At 37.3% G+C, this 21,508-nt stretch carries 18 protein-coding genes and 1 pseudogene; 4 read left to right on the top strand and 15 right to left on the bottom strand.

The annotated features are described in order from the left end of the window. Positions 1 to 600: 600 nt before the first annotated feature. Positions 601 to 1,515, bottom strand: a complete 915-nt coding sequence (locus tag HE1_RS04300) for a diaminopimelate epimerase (protein ID WP_035545092.1) — start codon at positions 1,513 to 1,515, stop codon at positions 601 to 603. 7 nt (positions 1,516 to 1,522) lie between these two features. After that, positions 1,523 to 1,909 carry a 2Fe-2S iron-sulfur cluster-binding protein gene (locus HE1_RS04295; RefSeq protein ID WP_023490372.1) on the bottom strand — a complete coding sequence of 129 codons (387 nt, stop codon included), beginning with the start codon at positions 1,907 to 1,909 and terminating at the stop codon, positions 1,523 to 1,525. Between the two features lie 321 nt (positions 1,910 to 2,230). On the opposite strand from HE1_RS04295, the gene lptC reads away from it, so the two are divergent. Continuing rightward, complete coding sequence (gene lptC, locus HE1_RS04290) at positions 2,231 to 2,755, top strand: LPS export ABC transporter periplasmic protein LptC (protein WP_152531081.1); 525 nt, start codon at positions 2,231 to 2,233, stop codon at positions 2,753 to 2,755. A gap of 60 nt (positions 2,756 to 2,815) precedes the next feature. Here the strand turns inward: lptC and HE1_RS04285 are convergent, their stop codons facing one another. Genes HE1_RS04285 through HE1_RS04275 form a run of 4 tightly spaced genes read right to left on the bottom strand, consistent with a single transcriptional unit; the run spans position 2,816 to position 6,994 of the window. Beyond that, positions 2,816 to 3,478, bottom strand: coding sequence for a response regulator transcription factor (locus HE1_RS04285; protein WP_006288135.1), 663 nt, complete (start codon positions 3,476 to 3,478; stop codon positions 2,816 to 2,818). Next, entirely contained in the window at positions 3,475 to 4,674 is a 1,200-nt protein-coding gene (gene mutS / locus HE1_RS06565) for a DNA mismatch repair protein MutS (RefSeq protein WP_084491039.1), read from the bottom strand. Before mutS ends, HE1_RS04285 begins: the two co-directional genes overlap by 4 nt. After that, positions 4,608 to 5,918, bottom strand: coding sequence for a MutS N-terminal domain-containing protein (locus tag HE1_RS06560; protein ID WP_052567353.1), 1,311 nt, complete (start codon positions 5,916 to 5,918; stop codon positions 4,608 to 4,610). The genes mutS and HE1_RS06560 overlap by 67 nt, the downstream gene beginning before the upstream one ends. Further along, positions 5,918 to 6,994, bottom strand: coding sequence for a hypothetical protein (locus HE1_RS04275; RefSeq protein ID WP_152531080.1), 1,077 nt, complete (start codon positions 6,992 to 6,994; stop codon positions 5,918 to 5,920). Before HE1_RS04275 ends, HE1_RS06560 begins: the two co-directional genes overlap by 1 nt. 448 nt (positions 6,995 to 7,442) lie before the next feature. Here HE1_RS04275 and HE1_RS09990 point away from each other — a divergent pair, with 448 nt between their 5' ends. Continuing rightward, positions 7,443 to 7,568 carry a hypothetical protein gene (locus HE1_RS09990; RefSeq protein ID WP_278243335.1) on the top strand — a complete coding sequence of 42 codons (126 nt, stop codon included), beginning with the start codon at positions 7,443 to 7,445 and terminating at the stop codon, positions 7,566 to 7,568. A gap of 528 nt (positions 7,569 to 8,096) precedes the next feature. Beyond that, positions 8,097 to 8,270, top strand: a complete 174-nt coding sequence (locus tag HE1_RS09005; RefSeq protein WP_023490365.1) for a hypothetical protein — start codon at positions 8,097 to 8,099, stop codon at positions 8,268 to 8,270. Between the two features lie 45 nt (positions 8,271 to 8,315). On the opposite strand, the gene HE1_RS04260 is transcribed toward HE1_RS09005, so the two are convergent. From HE1_RS04260 to HE1_RS04220, 9 genes and pseudogenes are all read right to left on the bottom strand, one after another. Next, the gene (locus tag HE1_RS04260) at positions 8,316 to 9,203 is read right to left on the bottom strand and encodes a glycosyltransferase family 25 protein (RefSeq protein WP_206537240.1); all 888 of its coding nucleotides are present in this window, start codon (positions 9,201 to 9,203) and stop codon (positions 8,316 to 8,318) included. A gap of 92 nt (positions 9,204 to 9,295) precedes the next feature. Then, positions 9,296 to 10,654 carry a cysteine--tRNA ligase gene (gene cysS, locus HE1_RS04255; protein ID WP_206537239.1) on the bottom strand — a complete coding sequence of 453 codons (1,359 nt, stop codon included), beginning with the start codon at positions 10,652 to 10,654 and terminating at the stop codon, positions 9,296 to 9,298. Positions 10,655 to 10,904: 250 nt separating this feature from the next. Continuing rightward, the gene (locus tag HE1_RS09985; protein WP_023490361.1) at positions 10,905 to 11,033 is read right to left on the bottom strand and encodes a hypothetical protein; all 129 of its coding nucleotides are present in this window, start codon (positions 11,031 to 11,033) and stop codon (positions 10,905 to 10,907) included. Between the two features lie 671 nt (positions 11,034 to 11,704). After that, the gene (locus HE1_RS04250; protein WP_162480342.1) at positions 11,705 to 12,742 is read right to left on the bottom strand and encodes a phenylalanine--tRNA ligase subunit alpha; all 1,038 of its coding nucleotides are present in this window, start codon (positions 12,740 to 12,742) and stop codon (positions 11,705 to 11,707) included. Between the two features lie 209 nt (positions 12,743 to 12,951). Next, positions 12,952 to 15,968: pseudogene (locus HE1_RS04240) on the bottom strand (efflux RND transporter permease subunit). 109 nt (positions 15,969 to 16,077) lie between these two features. Further along, positions 16,078 to 17,265, bottom strand: a complete 1,188-nt coding sequence (locus HE1_RS04235; RefSeq protein WP_035545074.1) for an efflux RND transporter periplasmic adaptor subunit — start codon at positions 17,263 to 17,265, stop codon at positions 16,078 to 16,080. A 278-nt stretch (positions 17,266 to 17,543) separates the two neighbouring features. Further along, positions 17,544 to 18,395, bottom strand: a complete 852-nt coding sequence (locus HE1_RS04230) for a lactate/malate family dehydrogenase (protein WP_052567349.1) — start codon at positions 18,393 to 18,395, stop codon at positions 17,544 to 17,546. Between the two features lie 3 nt (positions 18,396 to 18,398). Then, a complete protein-coding gene (locus HE1_RS04225; protein WP_035545073.1) occupies positions 18,399 to 18,800 on the bottom strand; it encodes an iron-sulfur cluster assembly scaffold protein in 402 nt (133 codons plus the stop codon). A 29-nt stretch (positions 18,801 to 18,829) separates the two neighbouring features. Beyond that, positions 18,830 to 20,062: an IscS subfamily cysteine desulfurase gene (locus tag HE1_RS04220; protein WP_035545069.1), complete on the bottom strand. Its 1,233-nt coding sequence runs from the start codon at positions 20,060 to 20,062 to the stop codon at positions 18,830 to 18,832. 127 nt (positions 20,063 to 20,189) lie between these two features. Here HE1_RS04220 and prfB point away from each other — a divergent pair, with 127 nt between their 5' ends. Continuing rightward, positions 20,190 to 21,317, top strand: coding sequence for a peptide chain release factor 2 (prfB, locus tag HE1_RS04215; protein WP_052567347.1), 1,128 nt, complete (start codon positions 20,190 to 20,192; stop codon positions 21,315 to 21,317). The last annotated feature ends 191 nt before the right edge of the window (positions 21,318 to 21,508 follow it).

The raw sequence follows: 21,508 nt of genomic DNA, 5'->3' as shown, positions 1-21,508 counted from the left end.
ATATGCGCAGATACTGGTTCTTGTAAAACGTTTGAAGAGTTTGTTCAAAATATGTTGAAAAAGACCTTAGAAATTTCGGCACGTATTACGGCCAGATTGGGCAATTTTAGCGAAAGGGGGGGGGAAGAGAACATTTGATTGACTGGCTAAATCATTTTAGGTGATTAGCCAAGGAGTATGAAATAGACGTTCAATCGGAAAAACACGACGTTATGATCTCCCATTCAATGCTACTGATTCGTCGGTTGGCTTAACTGTGAAGATAGGTTCTGAGCGCTTAAATTCCCAGCGAATCATCCAATAGCTTGGTTTTCGTCTTTTTTAGAGCCAGCACTGTGTTAGTTGGCACGCGCAATCGTGAAATCGATCATCGCGCAGTCGTTTTGTCGTCTTTTTTCGGCGTCTCAAATACTCTGTTCCATCCCCCCTTTTGGCTCTACCTCGTAAAGCGGGTGATAAATAGCTTTAAAATCGCCAAACCTCTCCGGAAACGAAATTCCTGCACGGTGACGGTATAAAACAGCCTTCACAAACAGGAGGCTATCTTTTGCTGTAACGCTCCCCTGGTTTTCCAGGTAAAAGATCCTTGATCCTATCTCACTACCCCCCCCCACAAACACATCGTTCGTACACAGAAGACGCTTTGTGCTCGTACCCTTTTTTTTCACAATAGAAAACACTGATGGGGCCTCCTGGAAAATAAAGCCTCACTTGTGATATGGGGTAAATCTTCCTTAAAGCCACAAGTGCTGCACACGCTGCAGAACCGCAAGCTAGGGTCGGTCCGACCCCCCTTTCCCAAGTAGAAATATCCGCATTGCCAGAAGTTTTGTATCGAACATAAGAAATATTAAAAAAATTTTCACGATAAGTACTTAAATTTTTTTTAAATTGTTCATGATAAAATCGGACGTATAGAAAAGGGTCTTCTTTTCCAATAATAATAAGATGAAAATTTCCAACATCTACTCCGCCAATATAAGAGTCGTTTTGTTTGAAATACTCCCACTCTTTTTTAGAAAAATTTTTCTCTGCAAATTTTAAAGAAATCCCCCTCCCCTTTCCTTGATGTACTGAAACATCTTGAAAGAGGTTTTGAACTTTTTTGTCACCTTCATCACAAAAGGGCATTCCCATCTCTATGCTCGTATTTAAAAGCCCAACTGGACCATGAAAGGTCATTTTAGCTCCGCAATAGCCTAACCGATACAGTAAGTGTGCTGCACAACGTGTTCCGTTTCCGCAAGCTTTAGCAACAGTTCCGTTACAATTCCAAAACCGAATATGCCACCTTGTTGTTTCGTTATCACAAATTAATTCAATAAACTGATCTACTGGGCAAACGGAACACAATGAAAAAAAAAGTTCTAAAACTGACTGTGTAAGACAAAAAGCCTTCTCCACATTTTCGGAAAAAGTAATGCGAAGTAAAAAAGAATTTCCCTGAGACCTCATAAGATGGACACCAGAATTCCTTACATCCAAGGAACCTAAAAAAGAAGACACCTCTTTCAATCCAATACTACACCTTTAAATGACGCGTTTCCGTTGGGCACAAAACCCGAATACCGTCTAAGTCTTTAGTCAACGTCACCTGACATCCTAACCGAGAAGTTCTTCGAACGTCATAAGCCAAATCTAACATATCTTCCTCTTGAACACTGGCATCAGGAAGCAAATTAAACAGCGTTTCGTCTTGAATAATTACATGACAAGTTGCACACGCACACGCCCCCCCACATGCTCCTTCTAAATCAATTCCCTGAGCTTCCAATATATCTCTGTGATCGTTGAACACTTCGAAAATAGTTTGACCTACTTCCCCCAAAATAACCACTTCTTTTTCTGAAGAATTAGAAAATAAGACACGAACGGTATCTTTTTCCAAAGATTGTTTTTCTGACAACATTTGGCGTTCCTCCAAACGTTAAATTTTTTCTATTCTATATGATTCTTAAAAAAAACGCAACTCTTTTAAAGTTTTAAAGAAAAAACTTCTTTTATGATTTTAAATTAAACAAATTTTCTTTGATGAATTTTTAATGCATTAAGGATTATGATAGCTAAAACTCACTTTAATGAAATTTTATAAAATTTATTCTATATTTTGTCGAATATTTTTATTAAAATAAAGAAAAGCTTTTAACTTATAAAAATTGTGCAAAAAATTTTTTATACTAAATTCTTTAAATGGGGACTGTGGTCAATATTTTTAGGTTCAACACTAAGCATGGGATTAATTTTTTTTAAAGATTGGCAAACTTGTAAAAACACTTGTAAAATTAGCAATGTAAAAAGTGATCATGTCGAAAAAATAAAAATTTTTTCTTTAGATAAAAAAAATAATTCTTATACGCTTTTTGCCGAAAAGTTAAATGCTCAATATCAGTCTGACGCAAAAAATTCAACGTGTTATCAACTACTAAGACCAAATGCCACATTAAATACTCATCACCATCAGCTGAAAATTAATAGCCAGTACGGATCTTTTTTTTTACCAGATCAGTTAGAATTATTTGAAAATGTTACGCTGTATGATACTTCACCTGACTTGTTTTACAAATTAACGACACAAAATATGTTTGTTCATTTGGGAGTAAATAAAATTTTTGGAAAAAATCCTGTTTCAGGTCAATGCGGATACGGAGTATTTTCAGGAAAATCTTTTACAATTAATACTAAAGCTCAAATTTTAACTATTAATGGCCCGTGCAGAATTCATTTTTTTGGATACAGTGACGCCCCTGCAAAATAAAGCTTCAAGGCTTAGTTCGTTCTCCCACTTTTTGCTTTTTCATAGCCAGATCTAAAAAGATTATGTGCGTATTTGCAAAATATATCCTTGGTTCCTAATAGCAGAAAAAAGTTCAGGGTGTGCATTAAACGGATCTAACTTTTTTCTTAAACGACTTAAAGTGACATCTAAAACCCTTGGATTAGAAGTTGTACTAAAAAACGTTTGTATCAATTCTTCTCTTTTTACGATTTCATTAGGATGATGCGCCATATAGACCAAAACTTTATTTTCAAGCTCTGTAAGAGGAACGACTTGCTTGTGTGCATCATATACTAAATTCTGCTTAAGATTTAACCAGTACTCTCCAAGTTGTAGTACGCATTCTGTGGAAATCAAATTTCTCAAACGAAGCAAGAGTTCAGTAGGCTCAAAGGGCTTCATCATATAATCTTTTGCTCCTAACGACAGGCCTTTTACACGCTCTTTTGGCCCCCCCATGGCACTTAGAAAAATAACAGGGGGAAGATTAGCACACTTGCGCTCTAAAAATGACCACCCGTCTTCTTCTGGAAGCATAACATCTAAAATAATGGCATCAAATTTAAAAATTGATAAAGCGCGTTCTGCGTGAAATACTTTAGGGGCAGAAGAAACCCAATAATGATTTTGACACAGATAACGCTTTATAAGATCTAATAATCGCAAATCATCATCTACTACTAAAACATGAGGAACTATCATGATTGGTTCCTTAAAAATAACTTCTGTTCTGGAAATTGTTGAAGCAAATCTTGTGCGCGACTGATAATAGCTTCTGGAATTCCTGCAAGACGGGCAACATGCACCCCATAAGACTGATCAGAAATCCCTTCTGTTATCTCGTGAAAGAAAATAATTTGCTCATTCCATTCAGTAATCTTAAAAGTAAAAAACCGCAATTCGGGAAGATAACTCAGTGCTGCTAATTCATGATAATGGGTAGAAAACAAAGTGCGGCATTTTAGATGTTTTACCATGTATTCCACACAAGCCCAAGCCAAAGCTAGGCCATCTCGGGTGGAAGTTCCTCGCCCCACTTCATCCAAAATAACAAAACTCCTTTTTGTTGCCTGATTTAAGATGCAAGCAGTTTCAAGCATTTCTACCATAAAGGTAGATTGTCCTCGAGCTAGATCATCATTTGCTCCCACCCTTGTAAAAATACGGTCAACGCATCCTATTTTGGCAAATTTTGCTGGAACAAAACTTCCTACGTGTGCCATAAAAGCAATTAGCGCATTTTGTCTTAAAAATGTGCTTTTTCCAGCCATATTAGGTCCTGTCATCATCCACAGCGGCTGTTCTTGGGTTAACTCACAATGATTTGCAATGAATTTTTTTTGATTTTGATGAAAAAACACCCATTCAATTACAGGATGCCTTGCGCCTTCCACTTGAAATACTGTGCTATGATCTAGGTGGGGACGTGTATAGTGATGCTGATGCGCTAGCTCTGCCAGTGCTACGGAAACGTCCAAAATTCCAAGAAACTCACATGCTTGTTTAAGGTTTTCATGAATTTGCGAAAGAGATTTTGAAAAGTTCTGAATAATCTCTTCTTCTAGTATCTGAGCTTTTTGTGCGGCAGTTTCTAATTGTGCAGCAACATCACATAGCTCTCCTGTTGTATACCTTGCTCCAGTTGTAAGCGTCTGTTTTAAGGTGAACTCAAAAGGCATTTTTGAAATTGAATGGGGAGGAATTTCTATATAATGTCCAATTATCCTGTTATATTTTATCTTCAGACTATTGATTCCAGTGATTTCGATGTAACGTCTCTGAAGCACTTCTAAAATTTGAGCAGCATTTTGATGAATGTGATGTAAAGCTTCTAATTCACGACTGTACTGAGGCTTAATCCATCCGTCCCCCCCCCTTCTTCTTGAAAAGCACAACATAAAGTTTCATAAAAATCATTGTAGTAAGTCAGATGAGGAATAAGGGGAAGAATTTCTTGAGGACAAGATTCTAAAAAACACTCTAAATGAGGAAGAACCCCCAACCCTTGTCTAAGACTTAACCATTCCTTTGGGTGCCCCCTTGCATTTACAAGGCGTGTTACGATACGCTCCAAATCTGGAATATTTTTTAAAAGTGCCTGAATTCCTGCACGATTCTCATCGTGTTGCAAAAAATAAGCAACACTATCCAGACGTTTATTAAGAATTTCTAAATCTTGAGTGGGGTGCTGCAATCGGTGCGTTAACAGACGTGCACCAAAAGCTGTTACTGTTCTATCCATCATACGAGCAAGTGTATGCTGATTTGGGCCAGAAAAAGTTTCAAAAATTTCTAAATTTTTACGAGTAAAAGCATCAAGACGAACCCAGTGATCTTGACGGTGATGTTTAGGGCGATTTAATTTTAAGGTTTGGCGTTTTTGAGTCAACACCACATAATCTACCACCACACCGGCTGCACATATTTCTGCTTTGGAAAAAGATCCCAACCCCTGGGTAGATTCTACTTGAAAGAACATACTTAAACGGTGTTCACACCCTTCTATTTCAAAACGACTTTCAGGAAGAATCGTTACGGCGTGCTTCCAAGATTTCAGTAAAAATGGAATAGAATCATTTTTCCAAAGCGGCTCTGAAATTAAAATCTCTTTTGGATTTAAAGCGTAAAGCGCCTCTTCTAGCTCTGCCAGAGGATGTGATTGAATAAAAAAATCCCCTGTAGAAATATCCACATACGCCAACACATATACAGAAGACTTTGCAACATCACATCGCACCAAAGAAATTAAAAAATTATTTTCTTTAGCATCCAACAAAGTATCTTCTGTTAAAGTTCCTGGAGTTATTACGCGAACAACATCTCGGTGTATTGGTCCTTTTACATCTTTAGACTCTTCATCTTCTAACTGTTCGCACACAGCAACTTTGTATCCCGCTTTTACTAGCTTAGCAATATAAGTATCGCTGGCATGAGCAGGCACTCCACACATAGGAACTGGGGTGGAAGAATTTTTATGGCGCGCCGTTAAAACAATTTGAAGCACTTTAGAGGCAATTTTTGCATCTTCATCAAAAAGCTCATAAAAATCTCCCAAACGGAAAAATACTAAGCAATCAGGGTATTGCGCTTTGATTTTCCCGTATTGAGCCATAATGGGAGTTTCTTTCAAAACAACCGTCATCACGACACCGTATTGGATGGATTTTCATAACCACTATTGCGCGCCAAAAATTCACAACAAGTTGCTATTTTTGTCAATGCCTGACGTGTAGCCTCATCTCCAGAAAATCCTAAGTCCTCTAATTTACTTCCCATAATTTCCAGTGCGTGTCTACTGCTCATTTGTTCTTGTGCCCATTTATTCAAAATATGGTGCTGAGCTTTCATCAAGTCAGAAAGATCTTGAACTTTTGTGCTAAACGAAAGAAAACACTCTGTCAGATCTTGACATCGTTGAAGCTGCACCTTGTTGGTTCCAGAAAATCCCTCTAAACTGGTAAGTATTCGATTTAAAAGAGAAAGCATAACATCTGGCGCGATAGCTTCGTCTAGCCCTATTCTGCGCGTTAGCTCTGTGCTGGCCTTGTTATTAAGACTGTCTTGAACCCAGCGAACAATTCGGTCATACCATTGACCTTGAAGCGTGCCAAGCTGAACTAAAAAAAAGTGAACAAGCACTGATCCCCCAAGCCCAAGTAAAGAAGAGCTGAACGCCAACCCCATCTTAGATAGCGCCCCAGAAAGATAGTCTTTGATTACCATCAAAAAATCTCCTTTCCCTGGCTCTATGGTAAAAACGTTCTGAAACATATCTGCCATAACGATAATTGATTGGGATAACCCCCAAAGCGTTCCTAGCAACCCAGAAAATACTAAAGTCCCTGCTAAAAATTGTCCAAACTTAAGCCGTTGAGCAAGTCGCTTTTCACACTGAGCCAACGGCAACTGAACATCAATATGCATGCCACTTTGATACCATTGAAGAATAGGAAAGCTAAATGGAAGAGAAGGATTAGGGAAAATCCTAAGTTTTTGTGGTTGATGTACCTCCAAGTATTTAAACTCTTTGTATATAAAAAACATTTGAAATGTCAAAATTCCCAACCCTAATAAAGTGATACTAAAAATCGCTCCATTAAGCCAAGGATTAATCATAAACATAGAAGAAAAAGATGGAAAATAAATCCCAATTAGTACTATAAGAACAAAAATAACACTAAAAGGACGTAACAGGAATAGAAGGAATCTTTGTGTCACAAGCATTGCAATCCCAACCGTATTTTTTTCATTCTAGCATGTATTGAAGCAAGATGAAACGGAGTTTTTAAATTCGAAGAAAAATAGTAAATTTTTCTTTTTTTAATGAAAATAATTTAATATTATTATTGTAAAACTTTAAAATAAAAAAAAATGACAGTTTTTAAAACAAGTAAAAAAAAATAACATTTATTTTTCTTTTCGGATTAATGGGGGCAGTTACGGTAAAACGAGTCATAACTATGATACTAAAAAATACGTTGAGCAAAAAACATTTGAAATCAATAGAAAAAAATCATTTTTTTCTACAAAAAACAAAGTAACCCTTTCGGATATTGCAGACGAATCTGATATGAAAAATCTATGGCAGATTCTAAAAAAAATGAGAGCAGATAAAAATAGATCATCTTCCCTAACAAAAGTTTATGAATATAACGATGAACCATACGTGCAAATTACAGATTTCCAAGATACTGCTTGCATAGAGCGCGCTTTAGGGCTTACCCCGAAAGAAACTTATGAAATTCTTAAAAAAGTTTCCAAAAATATACAAGAGTTTATTTGGGTGCTATAAAGCATACGAGGAAGGAAAAAATACTAGATACTCTTAGTGGTTCTTCTGATTTTCATACTGATGCATTCACTTCGCTTGCACAGCTTTCAGAAAAAGATATCTTGAAGAAACAAGGCATGAGAAAGAGTTTTTATCCCGCGACCAAAGTAAAAAAAACTTATGTCCTGCCAATATAGATGGATTTCTTCAGTCTTTTGTGGATCAGAACCCTGTTAATATAAAAAATCTTTACGCAAAGAAATTTTTAAACTAGAAAAAGAAAAAAAATTTATATCTAAAATAGAAAATCCGACTTTATTTTTGATTAGAAAGAAAAACTCCAGTGTTCCTCAATATAATATTCTTGTTAAGTTTGGAAAGCCAATAAGCCATGCTATTCTTGTAGACTTATTTGAATCTTTTTTAGAAAATGGAATGGTGCACGAAGAAAGCGCAAAACTTCTAAAAAAAATATTTTCACAAAAAAATGATTAATAATATTTTTACATTTATAAGATATTCTTTAATAAAGATCTAAAAAAAAAATTTATGAAATTTGATTCAACAATAAAATTATTACTCTGGGTTTTTGGAATCGTTTCGATCGTCTTGGTTTCTGCTTATGCCTTGCATTACGCCAGTACAGATATTACACGAGGAAGTTTGGCAGATGCTTATGGTTTTTCTAACTCGTTTTCTTTTGATGCAGGGAACCTTTGGTAAAAAGAATAAAGGATCTTCCTTTTCGTAAAGGTGATCCCGAAATGATTAACATTTTTTTATTTCATTTCTAGTCCAAAAAACCTTCCACCAGGTTGATAATCCGTACAAAAACCGGGAAAGGTGGCTACACAAAGAAAAATAACGTCCAGTCCAGCGATATTTATTAAGTTGCTTGTGAGGATGAGTTATTTGTCTTGGTCCTGCTTGTTCAATGTCTGAATCTCCAAAAGTTTGAAAAACACATCTAGGCTCTATTCCCATAAACTTCATTGTTTTTCCTAAAGGGTCTTTGAACTCCCAAAACCGCATATAATACATATCCCAAGGCAGACACATAGGAAGAGATTTTTCCAAAAGGCGTCGAGCAGCCCAACGATTAATTAAGTAAGCGCCGGCTCTCCAAGATTCTTTCAGGTAGACACACAAATGAGGACCAAAAGAAAAAGATTGAACAGAAATAGGCCAACCACTTTGTAAGGGGTGAAGCTCAAAACTGCATAAATCCCATTTTTTTTTACACACCACTAATGCATCAATGATTTTAGAAAAGACAGGTTTAAAACTAACATCATCTTCCACAATAATTGCAAATTCAAACTTAGAGCGCAAAAATCGGATAAGCGCTTTGCGATGACTAAGATAGCATCCAATTTCTCCTAATCCAGGTTCTTTTCCTTTTAAATATTGACGATATTTTTCTAAACTGACAATGCGTCCATCGTAACGTAATTTGGGATAAATTTTTCCGTTAATTCCAGAAACACGATGGACCGAAAAAGAAAACCTAGAAAGATGCTTTTGTATCTGGTTCCATCGAGCCTTAGAAGCGTCAAGATTTATGACGTACACTCCAACACTAGAAGATTTAATGGGATGAAGTGGAATTATTGTAGTTTTCTTGGAAGAAGGAAGCACAAATCCTCCAAAATGCACGATTAGATAACTTCCTCCCAAAAAAGCAAAAAGAACCCCTCCCCCTATCTTTAAAATTTTTTTTGAACATGAAGACTAATCCTTATATCTTTTTATTGCCAGAGCGTGCCTTGAGGCGTATCTTGGATGATAATTCCAAAATCTTCTAACTTTTGTCTTAATTCATCTGCCCGTTGGAAGTTTTTTTCCTCTCGAGCCTGCGTTCTCTCTTTAATAAGATCCTCTATTTCTTTTGAAATCTCTAGCGTTAAGGATGACGAAATTTTTTGAATTCCAAGAAAATTTGCGCAGGTATGCACACTAGAAACCCATTTCTGATCTTGTAATGCGCGTTTTGCTAAAAGGTGCAATGCATTCAATGCCCCTGGTGTATTCAAATCATCACACAGATAAGCTAAAAAATCTGCATCCAGGCAATGCTTTCCATCCCAAGGAAGTTCTAAAACTCGATTAACATGCTCCATACACTGAGTTGCCTGGTGCAACAAAGAGGAATTCCAATCCAGCGTATGACGATAATGAGAAGAAAGGAGCGCCCAACGCACGACCGACCCAGGAAACTGAGCTAAAACATCCTTAAGCAACAAAACATTGCCTAAAGATTTTGACATTTTTTGCCCTTCAACCATTAACATTCCATTATGAACCCAATGTTTTACAGGATGTTCTACCCCCAACGCATTTCTAGTTTGTGCGTTTTCATTTTCGTGATGCGGAAATAAAAGATCTGCTCCCCCGCCATGAATATCAAAAGTCGTACCTAAATATTCCAAGCTCATGGCAGAACACTCTGTATGCCATCCAGGGCGACCATTCCCCCAAGGAGAAGGCCAAAACTCATGGTCTTCTATTGCTGGTTTCCATAACACAAAGTCCTGAGGATTGCGTTTATAAGGGGCAACTTCAACTCGGGCTCCTGCTAAAATTTCTTCTTTATGTGCACCAGAAAGACTTCCGTAGAAAGGATCTTTTAAAACATCAAATAACACATGCCCATTAGATAAGTAAGCAACTCCCTTGTCTAATAATTTTTTAATAATTTCAATCATATGGGAAATATGGCAAGTGGCCTTGGGTTCAACGCTAACTGGAAGAACATGAAGTTTATTAATGTCTTGATGAAATTGAGCAATGGTATTCTTAGTAAGCTCGTTGATAGGAATTCCCAATTTTTGTGCTTCTGCGTTGATTTTATCATCTACGTCAGTGATATTTCGAACATAAACAACTTCAGGAAACAGGTATCGCAAAACCCTAAATAATGCATCAAACACCACAATAGAGCGCCCATTTCCTATATGAATTGGCCCATATACCGTCGGTCCGCAAACGTACATAGTTATCTTTTCTGGATTAATCGGAGAGAATACTTCTTTTTTTTGGGAAAAACGATTATACAAAAATAAAGAAACACAAGACATATCTGACCCACAGCACCTTTTGCAAATCATTATAAAATTTCTTTTTAGTGGGGTCAACTCAAACTCTCAGCTTTTAGAACCTGTATTCATGATTTAGCTATCCTTTAATAGGATCATGGAATGGGCCTATCATACTTATGTTTTCAGCAGTCGCTATGGCAATTTCATAATCTTTAGATACCCTTCGAAAATGATTTAGCTATCCTATGTCCTTTCGACAATCCAACACTTTGGAAGTATGGCCCATCCTTGAGATATATGCTCTGAGATTACTATAGTTTTATTCAATACTGTTTCTTACAAATTCCTCCATGGGGTTTCTATATCCCGCATCTGCACACACTCCCTTTAATTTAGGATATTTTTTGCACCGCTTCCTTAAAAACTCTGCACCCAGCACCTGTGTCATTGGCCTTATGAACCGTGGTGATATGGAGCAGATTGCCTTGCCTATCAACACCACTATGATGCCGTTTACGTATCTTTTTTCCCTCCATCTATACCTATTTTTTCTGAGTCTCCTGTGGGGTTAACTCTTGTTTTAACACTTTGTGAATGATACTATAGCTGGGATTTTTACTTCTTTCATACTTAATTCGGCTTGTCTTAACAAAGTTCATGCATCACTTTTTCCCATACACCCTTAATTCTATATCATCTATAAAACGAATGTACCGTCCATTGACAACCGCTCTTGATTATATAACCTACTGCATTAACACTCTCTTTCTTTTGTATTTGCTTTTATTACCGCTATCAAAATGATGCTTTTTCTCTTCCCCCCCCTCTCTCTTTTAAATCGCTTAGATAATTCTTCTTCTACACCTTCAAGCCTTTTATATCACACTTTTTTATTCATGAATACAGGTTCTTAAACTTAACTTTAAAACATCCCCCCAACTAAAAAGCTAATAAAAAGAAGATTTGACCTAGCCCACCGCAACTTGTTATTTTTCTGATTTCAAAATCCAAGTATTTAAAAATTAAAAAGGTCACCGGCAGTATTAATTTTAAAAATCTTAAAAATAAAACCCTAATTAAAATTTTTACTGCCCGTTGACTGATTTTTCGCTTTTTATTTTATGATATTGATAGTGATTTTAAAGAATAGCCCAAACTCAAGTTAGAAAGCCAAGTTTGATGATTCTTATAAAGTTCTCTTATATCTTGAATACCATAGCGCAGCATAGTCAAGCGTTCAACTCCCATACCAAAGGCGTATCCTTGGTATGTTTGTGGACAAATATTGCAGCGTGTTAATATTTGCTGATGAACCATACCGCATCCCAAAATTTCTAACCAATGGCTGTCCCCTTCTAAAATAATATTTTCATCTTCTTTCCGATACCCAATATCTACTTCACAAGAAGGCTCTGTAAAGGGAAAAAAGCTAGGACGAAACCGTAAAGAAACAGATTTTGAAAAAAATTTTTCTAAAAAAACTTGTAAAACCCCCTTTAGCTCTGCCATGTTCGCCTCTTTTGATACCACAAGACCTTCGATCTGATGAAACATAGGAGTATGGGTTTGATCGTGGTCAGAACGATAAACACGCCCTGGAGAAATGATTTTTAAGGCAGGAGACATTTTTTCCATAGAACGAATTTGTACAGGACTTGTTTGAGTGCGAAGCACTCCATAAGGAAGATAAAAAGTATCTTGTTCGGCGCGTGCTGGATGACCTTCGGTTACATTTAATGCATCGAAATTATAAAAATTTGTTTCAACTTCAGGACCATCTACCCAAGAAAATCCCATCTGCTGAAAAATTTCAACAGCATCCCAAAGCACCTCTGAAATAGGATGCAGAAACCCTTTTCGAACAGGAGCACACGGTAACGTAACATCTACGCGCTCTTGAAGCAATTTCTGATTTAAAGCATACTCTTTCAGTTCTTCTTCTTTTTTTCCCAAGGCCTCTAAAATCATCTTTTTTAAATGATGAATTTTTTCTCCTTTCTCTTTTCGCTCTTCGGCGCAAAGTTCAGAAAGCTGCCTAATGGCTTGAGTTAGCTCTGATTGCTTTCCAAAATACTTTTGCTTTAACGCATAAAGATCTTCTAAAGTAAGGACCTGATTGATAACGCCCAAATACTGCTCTAACGAATGAAGACTCATAAAAAAATACATTTTGATGGAATTCTAGCATACATTTTCTTTTACTGTCCAGAAGAAGATTTGTCTTTAAAAGTAGCTTTGGGGATGTATTCAATTCCCCCCCAAAGAAATTATTGTCTACCTTTCCATCTAGCACTTTTACAAAAAATTTATAACTTTTTGTTTTTTCGCTAAAGTCTTAATAAAATTGAATTTAAATCGTTCAATTACTATTTGTTTTTGTAAAATTTCTCTTTCATTGTCATAAAAAAGAACAAAACACAAGGAATAACAAACAAAGTAAATAACGTTCCTATGGTCATTCCCCCAGTAATAACCCATCCAATTTGTTGACGCGCCTCATACCCAGGGCCCTGAGAAAACGCCAGTGGAATAGCTCCCAACACCATAGCCAGCGTTGTCATTAAAATAGGTCTTAATCTTAATCGACATCCTTGCAAAATAGCCTCTTTTAAAGGAAGCCCCGATCGTTGTGCCTGATCGGAAAAATCCACTAAAAGAATCCCGTGTTTTGTAATAAGGCCAATCAAAGTAATAAGACCGATTTGTCCGTAAATACTAATGATTCCAAGAACTAACGAAAGCGTTAACACCCCCCCTGCAAGAGCAAGAGGAACAGTAATCATAATGATAAGCGGTGACAAAAAACTTTCAAATTGAGCTGACATAACCAAAAAATAAAAACAATTGCCAAAACAAAAACCATATAAATATGACCCGATTCTTTTTGCAAGTTTTTCAACTCTCCTTCTGTTCTTAGTTCAAAATCTGAAGGCAATTGAACCCGTTTTTCAAAATCTTCATAAACCGACAACGCAGAAGCACCTTTTTTCAAATACGCTTTCAACGTATAAGATCCCTTTCGATCTGTACGATAAATAATGGAATCCAAAGACTTTTGTTCAAATGACACAAGTTCTCTTAACGGTACCATAGCTATTTCATTTTTCGCATCTCTTCCCTTAATGAAAAAGTGAGGAATTTTTTCTAAATCCCTTTCAGAATCAGGGAGCTCTAAAATAACGTTGTACATACGCTTATCTTTTTCAAAATATGAGACCTTTGTTCCGCGAAGAAAGATTCTTAACGTTTCGAAAATTTCTTCTGGAGTCAATCCCAACTGAGAAATTCTTTCTCGATGAACTTTTACGTTATACCCCACTTCCTCCATAAGTTCAGTATTATCTACCCAGTCTATTCCTGGAATTTCCTTTAATAGCCGTCGTAATTTACGTCCCTCGGTACGAAGAGCTTCCGAAGACTTATCAGCCAAAAGCACCATTTCTAATTCACCAGCACTATCCGTTCGGTTCCCTATCGGGGAAGAATTTACGCATCCCGTATAGACTTCAGCACCAGCTATACGTTTTTGAAAAAGAGGATCTAATTCCTTTACAATATCCTGACAAGATCGAGAACGAAGCTCCCAAGGTTTAAGCGTAACGCGCCCAACACTATCCCCCATATGCATAATAAGTAACCGATTCTTAACTTCTGGAACCTCTTGCAATACTTTGTCTACGGGAAGAGCAAGCTTTTCGAGAAATTTTAAATTTCTAGTGCTTGGAGGAAACATACGAACCCGCAAAATCCCTTCATCAGAAGCAGGAATAAGCTCTTTCTTTAGGGTTGTGTAAACCCACCCTGAAAACAACGACAAAGCAACCCCCCCTATCCACACAATTTTCATGTGATTAAGCGCGCTGGCAACCCATTTTACGTAAAAATTCTCCATTTTTTCAAGAAAAATATCGATACCTTTGGAAACTCTTTCTAAAGGACTCCAGCTAAATGAGGTATGTGCGTTAACCATCATGGAACACATAGAAGGCGAAAGCGTTAACGCCACAACCCCAGAAATTAACACCGCTCCCGCCAAAGTTAACGAAAACTCTTTAAACATTTTTCCAATGGTTCCTGGAATTAAAGAAATCGGTGCGTACACTGCTGCCAAGGTAAGCGTCATAGCAATAACCGAGAAACGAATTTCTCTGCATCCCAAGCGCGCAGCTTCCAAACGACTTTTTCCTTGCTCTAAATATCGATACACGTTTTCCAGCACTACAATAGCATCATCCACCACAAGCCCAATAGCCAGCACCATAGCAAGAAGAGAAAGTACGTTAATAGTGAACCCCAAGGTGCTCATAATGAAAAATGTACTAATCAAAGAAATAGGAATAGTAATCAATGGTATAAAAGAAGAAGAAAAAGAGCGTAAGAAAACAAAAATTACCAGCAAAACCAAAATAATAGATTCAAAAATAGCTCGATATACTTGGTTAATAGACCGCTTAATAAAAATAGATTTGTCAAGCGCCACATAAACCTTAATGTCTTTTGGAAGAGTTTTTTGAATATTCTCTAACCTTTCGTGGACAAGTTTTGAAATGCTAATTGGATTGCTGTTAGGTTGAGGAATCACTTGAAGCGCTACCACGGGGTTTCCGTTATAAAACACTTTGTATTCTTCTTCGTCTTGCCCTAATTGAACTTTTGCCAAATCTCCCAAACGCACTTTTCGTGTTGCCCCGTAATGGTTGCTTTTTCCCACAGGAATGAGGAGTTCTGAAAACTCATCTGGGCGCGACAACAGGCTTTGCGCTGTAAGAGAAAACTGTCGATTTTCTTCCTTTAAGTATCCCAATGCTCGCTCTACGCTGGATTCTTTTATAAGGCGACTTAATTCAGAAGCTCCAACATGGTAAGAATATAATTTTTCTCGATCCAATATAATTTCCATTTGAAGTTCACTTCCGCCAATGACTTCCCCTACTGCAACACCAGGAATGCTTTCTATAGAACCTTTTAAAGTTCTAGAAGCCACAGCATAAAGCTCTGTTAAAGGAACGTGCTTTTCTCCTTGAACTACAAGCTCCATAACTGGCAACGCATTAGAATTACCCTTTGTAACGTATACTTTTGCATTTTCTGGAAGTTTATCTTGAACACGAGATAAAATTTCTCTTACATCAGCAGATGCAGCATCCATAGAACGATTTTCTTCAAAAACCAACCAAGTATTACTTTCATTTTTTTGAACCTCAGAACGCATGCTATTCAAAGATTGTAATGAAACAAAAGATTCTTCTAGTAACTTCGTAATTTGTTCTTCAATAACGCGCGCAGAACCATTAAAAGTTGCGCGTACAGTCAAAGATGGGCGTTCTACAATAGGGTACTGACGTGTTGAAAGTTGAAAAAATGCGATGATTCCAAGAAGCATCATAATGATGTTGACTACCCAAGAAAATACAGGGCGATCAATAAAAAAATCCGTAAAGGATCTTGAAGATTCTGAAGACTGAGAAGGTGAGGTTTGCATAAAAAACTCCTTATTCTTTTGCAAGTATAACTGGAAGCCCGTCTTTTACCATTTCTGCAGGCTCTGTAATGACCATATCTCCTTCTTCTATACCTTGTATTTTTTCGCCGATACTGGTCAACCCATTCAACTGCGGTCCTGGTGTAACAGAAATAGCCTTGGCAATGAAAACTTTTTCATCGTTAAATACTTCTCCAGAATCTTTAACGACATAGACAACATACTGACCACTATCAGGAATAACTGCCTCTGCAGGAACCAAAAATGCAGGAGCCGCATCTTTAAGTGTTACACGCACCTTAACAAAAGTTCCGTCTTGATAAGAAGTCTTCTTTTCTGAAAGATTGGCATTAAACTTTACCATATGGGATACAGGATCAGAATAAGGTTCTTTAGCGTTGACAACAGACGCTAAGGGCAAAATTTCTTCTCCTTCCATTTGAATCAAAACTTTTTGTCCAACCTTAACTTGTTCTGCATCAATTTCAGACAACTCAAATTCCACAATAGTTTCATCAGAAACAATTCTTCCAACTTCTTGCCCCTGCTGAACAGCCGAACCAGGGCTAAGCTGCTTTCCGTTTGTCTGAAAAAAACCAACATGCCCTGTAAAGGGAGCTGTAATTTTCATATTGCTGTCATTAACTTTTGCTTTTTCTAACTCTAGACTTGCAGACTCCATTTCTGTATGGGCCTTTTCTACTTGAGTATAAGACCAGATTTTCTTTTCATACATTTCTTTGCTACGTTTGTAGTCAGCTTTTTTTCCTGCCAATTGCACACTTGCCCAACGAATTTGAACTTTTGTATGATCATCCCTTAGCTGAATCAACAAAGTATCCTTTGAAACTTTACTTCCCGCGTTTACAAAAATATTTTTTACAATTCCTGAAGATTGAAAAATCAACGGAGCAGAATACTTAGCCTTAACGCTTCCGCTTACGGAAATAACCTTATCAACGTTCATGCGTTTTACGGGCTTGACGACAGCAGATAAAGGGCGCCTATGCTTATTAACGGTTTTTTTTGCACTACATCCTTCTAAAAAAATAGCCTCACCCATCATAAACAAGCAAAAACCTGTTAATATTCCCAAACGTTTTATAAAGTTTTGAATACCAGGCTTCGCGTTTTCTTTATTAGAATGTTTTTGCATATTTTTTAATAAAAAAAAACCATAATTGTGTCGATTTTTCATAAAAAAACAATCTTAACTTTAGTACCTATGATGCACGAATCTCTTCCAAAAATCTAGAGCAAAAAAGATTATTTAATAAACTTTAATATTCTAACTACTTTTTTTCAATTCTAAGAACTATTTGTTTTAAAAATATTTTTAAATTTTCAAGCATTATTTTAAAGAAAATTATTTTACTCCCCCCCCCTCTCCAGAAAAAATTACTTCATATTCTTTTTGAAGTGCTAACAGTGCGCTGTTTTAAAATCACCAAGCTCTTGTGTATTGATTTCTGGATTTCACTTTTTTTTTACTCCTTCTTTCCCCAGAATAACTGGCCATCCAAAAAAGAATTTTACTTCTCTATGCCATGAATCATTTCGTTTGTTCCCATCTGAATAGAGCAAGTCAAAACTTCTTGTTGTAACTCCAAAAGGTTTTAGAATCATACGAAAACACGCCGAAGCTGGGCCATAAAAGGCTGACCCTAATTTTAATTTTTCGATAATTCTTCCTCCTCCAAAACGAGTATTCTGATCGATACTGTTTTTCTGCTCTTGGGAAAATTGCACGATATCTTGCAAATTCCCTGGCCCGACCTTTATAGCTTGTAAAGGGACCATGCGATCTGAATGCGGACCTATAACGCAAGGGCGTACGCTTTGCCCTTTTAACCCAGAAAACGCCTTGATATGGTACGCCATACGTCCTTCATCTAACACTCCTGCCATCCCCAGAATTCGTGAAGAAGGTAAGGGGTGAAGATCAGAAAAAAATCTCGCCATAAGGTCTACCGGATTTGTTACTATCACTACAACGCCTTTAAAATTTTCTATTTTTTTTGCAATGCTTTGTAAAATTTCAGAATTTTCCTTTAAAAGATCAGCTCGGCTCATCCCGGGAGTTCTAAACCGCCCTGCAGTGATAACTAAAACATCAAAAGATTCAAACTTTTCAAGAGAAGAAACAATCTCTAGATTTCCTTCAAATTTTCCAATGATACTGGCTTCCTCTAGGTCCCAAACTTTTCCTTGAAGCGCATCTTCATTCACATCATAAAGGCCTAAACGAACTGGAATCCTGTGTTGCAGCACCATATGGGCAAGAGTTCCTCCGATCTGTCCTACCCCGATTATTCCAACGCTTTTCATTCTTTACTCCTCTTCTAAACTGTTATTTATTATTTTTTTATTTTTTAGATCCTCAAGCGCAGCTTCAATTGCATCTTGTGCCAACATAGAACAATGAAGCTTTACCGGAGGCAATCCCAATTCATTGGCGATGACAGTATTAGAAATTTTTTTGGCTTCTGATACTTGCATTCCCTCTAACATACTGGCAGCATAAGACGCAGAAGCAATAGCAGAACCACACCCAAAAGCCTTAAATCGCGCTTTAACTATCTTTCCGTTTTCATCTACTTGAATCTGTAGCTTCATAACATCTCCACAAGCTGGAGCTCCCACCATTCCGGTTCCTACGTTTGGACCGTCTTCTAAAACTCCAACATTTTGTGGATTTTCATAATGGTCTAGTATTTTTTTATTGTACGCCATAATACTCCTTTCCTTAATTTATCTTTCTATCAGTGTGTTACCCATTTTACTGTATTTAGATCAATTCCTTCTGTAATCATATCCCACAACGGGCTTAATTCTCTTAACTTTTTCACAGCAACGATAATCTGATCTGCTGCGTTTAATGCTTGATCTAATGCGGTATATCGACCAAAAGTTATTCGCAAAGAAGTGTGAGCCAAATCTTGTGATATTCCAAGAGCTTTTAAGACATAAGACGGCTCTAATGACTCAGAAGTACACGCAGATCCAGAAGAAAGCGCCAACTGCTTAATTCCCATTAACAATCCTTCTCCTTCAACACCAGCAAAACTTAAATTCAGATTATCGGGGACACGTTTTTCTAAGGTCCCATTTAGATAAACTTTTGAAAGCCCATAGTGAATACGCGCTAGAAATTCATCTCGAAGCTCTGTCAACCGTTTTTGTTCTGTCAAACGCATTTGTTCTGCTTTTTCGGCCGATTTTCCCAAACCTACACATAAAAAAGTTGGTAACGTTCCAGAACGCACTCCCCTTTCTTGCCCTCCCCCACTAAATAATGGAGAAAGTCGCACGCGAAGAGGACGGCGCTCTACATACAGCGCGCCTATTCCCTTTGGACCATAGATCTTGTGAGCAGAAATACTTAACAAATGAATCCCTAAATCTTTCACTGAAAGAGAAATGCGACCAAAAGCTTGAGCACCATCACTGTGAAAAAAACTTCCATACTTCTTACAAAGTTCACCAATTTCTTTTAAGGGCTGAATAACCCCGATTTCATTATTAACCCCCATAATAGAAACCAAAGCAGTTTCAGGCCCAAGATAATGTTCTAATTGCTCAAGATCCACAAGGCCATCTGGCTTTACTGAAAGAAAAATTACTTTAAATCCTTGCCGTTGAAGCCATCGAAAACTTTCTAAAACACATTTATGTTCCGTTGCAAGGGTGATAAATGTATTACGAGAAGAATTTTGACTACGCAAATACATGGCAATGCCTTTTATGGCCAAATTATTTGATTCAGTAGCTCCAGATGTAAAAACTATTTCTTTCGAATCCGCCCCTATTGCTGTTGCAACTTGAGCTCGTGCTTTTTCAACCCCTTCTTCTGCAACCCACCCATAACAGTGCGTTCTAGAGTGAGGATTTCCAAAATCGTGAGTCAGATAAGGCATCATCGCTTCTAACACCTCAGGATCGCAAGGAGTTGTTGATTGATAATCTAAATACAACGCCTGACACAAAATACTCATATTAAAGATTTTACATTATTTTTCTTTGCTTCGTTATGGTATACTTTTTAAAAAACGCTCGCAAGAGCGCTTGTGAATTTGTCTTTTTTTTTATACAATTCCTCAATATTAGAATACCGAGAAACAGATGCCAACATTAGATCAAATTTCTGAATTATTGTGTCATATAGAAAAAGAAAAAAGATTGTTTGGAGGTTTCTTTGACAAAACATACTCGCAGCAAGAGCTTCAAGATCTTGAAGAAAAATTGAAGCTTCCTGAGGTTTGGAGCGATCCAAAAATTTCAGTTCCCTTGCTAAAACTGCAAGAAACTTTGATACGTAAAAAAAACCTTATGCACCGCATCGAACAAGAAATCGATGATCTAAGAACCTGGGTTTGTTACATGCACGACACTCAAGATACAGAATTTTTGCCTGATCAGTATCTTCATGCACTGTCTTTGGAAAAAGAAATTCAATGTTTGCGCATTGAACAATTTTTTACTGATAAGATGGATGAGCGTCCTTGCTTTTTGGCATTACAATCAGGAGCCGGAGGAACAGAAGCTCAAGATTGGGCAGCAATGCTAATGCGAATGTATACGCGCTGGTGTGAAGCAAACGGGTACAAGCTGGAGGTTGTTGATGAGACCTCAGGAGAAGAAGCTGGAATCAAGTCGGTAACTTTGTCCATTTCCCAAGGAGCGTTTCCCTATGGTTGGCTTAAAGGAGAAAGCGGAGTGCATCGTTTAGTAAGATTGTCTCCCTTTGATGCAGCAGCAAGGCGCCACACAAGCTTTGCTTCGGTTGTTGTTTCCCCAGTCTTAGAAGAGTCAGAAGCTGTTCCCATTGAGGAAAAAGATCTTCGCATTGACACATATCGTGCCTCAGGAGCAGGAGGACAGCACGTAAATAAGACTGATAGCGCCGTGCGCATTACACATTTGCCTACGGGAATTGTGGTACAGTGCCAAAACGATAGATCCCAGCATAGAAACAAAGCTACCGCATTAAAGATGCTTGCGTCAAAATTGTTTGCTTTGGAAAAAAAAGAAAAAGAAGAATACGCTGCGGCTATACAACCGGAAAAAAAAGGAATAAGTTGGGGACAGCAAATTCGTTCTTACGTATTGCAGCCTTACCAGATGGTAAAGGATTTAAGGACGGGTCAAGAAACTTCCAACACAAAAGCAGTGTTAGATGGCCAAATTCAGAATTTTTTAGAAAGTTATTTGCTTTATCAAGCAACAGGAAAGAGTCAAGAAACAGCTTGACTGGTCTAAAGAAGGTATCGCGCTTCAAAACAATGTGAATGTGTTACAGGCACCAAAGCGTGTTGCTCTTTTATTTCTCAGAACCTGTCTTCACAATCTGATAAAAAGCTTGGTTAGAAGGTAAATGACATGCCCTACCCGAGAGGATTTGAGTGACACACAATGGAGATTTAATAAAATCTCATTTTGAT

The organism is Holospora elegans E1 (assembly GCF_000648275.1).
GTDB classification, from domain to species: domain Bacteria; phylum Pseudomonadota; class Alphaproteobacteria; order Holosporales; family Holosporaceae; genus Holospora; species Holospora undulata_A.
Note: the sequence above shows the minus strand (reverse complement) of the source record. Positions and strands in the feature narration are given on the sequence as shown.

Bases quoted from the DNA above. Each gene is read 5' to 3' on its own strand.
- HE1_RS04295 (WP_023490372.1), bottom strand. From the start codon at position 1,909: ATGTTGTCAGAAAAACAATCTTTGGAAAAAGATACCGTTCGTGTCTTA.
- lptC (WP_152531081.1), top strand. From the start codon at position 2,231: ATGGGATTAATTTTTTTTAAAGATTGGCAAACTTGTAAAAACACTTGT.
- HE1_RS04285 (WP_006288135.1), bottom strand. From the start codon at position 3,478: ATGATAGTTCCTCATGTTTTAGTAGTAGATGATGATTTGCGATTATTA.
- mutS (WP_084491039.1), bottom strand. From the start codon at position 4,674: ATGTTGTGCTTTTCAAGAAGAAGGGGGGGGGACGGATGGATTAAGCCT.
- HE1_RS06560 (WP_052567353.1), bottom strand. From the start codon at position 5,918: ATGACGGTTGTTTTGAAAGAAACTCCCATTATGGCTCAATACGGGAAA.
- HE1_RS09005 (WP_023490365.1), top strand. From the start codon at position 8,097: ATGAAATTTGATTCAACAATAAAATTATTACTCTGGGTTTTTGGAATC.
- cysS (WP_206537239.1), bottom strand. From the start codon at position 10,654: ATGATTTGCAAAAGGTGCTGTGGGTCAGATATGTCTTGTGTTTCTTTA.
- HE1_RS09985 (WP_023490361.1), bottom strand. From the start codon at position 11,033: ATGACACAGGTGCTGGGTGCAGAGTTTTTAAGGAAGCGGTGCAAAAAA.
- HE1_RS04250 (WP_162480342.1), bottom strand. From the start codon at position 12,742: ATGAGTCTTCATTCGTTAGAGCAGTATTTGGGCGTTATCAATCAGGTC.
- HE1_RS04235 (WP_035545074.1), bottom strand. From the start codon at position 17,265: ATGAAAAATCGACACAATTATGGTTTTTTTTTATTAAAAAATATGCAA.
- HE1_RS04230 (WP_052567349.1), bottom strand. From the start codon at position 18,395: ATGAAAAGCGTTGGAATAATCGGGGTAGGACAGATCGGAGGAACTCTT.
- HE1_RS04225 (WP_035545073.1), bottom strand. From the start codon at position 18,800: ATGGCGTACAATAAAAAAATACTAGACCATTATGAAAATCCACAAAAT.
- HE1_RS04220 (WP_035545069.1), bottom strand. From the start codon at position 20,062: ATGAGTATTTTGTGTCAGGCGTTGTATTTAGATTATCAATCAACAACT.
- prfB (WP_052567347.1), top strand. From the start codon at position 20,190: ATGCCAACATTAGATCAAATTTCTGAATTATTGTGTCATATAGAAAAA.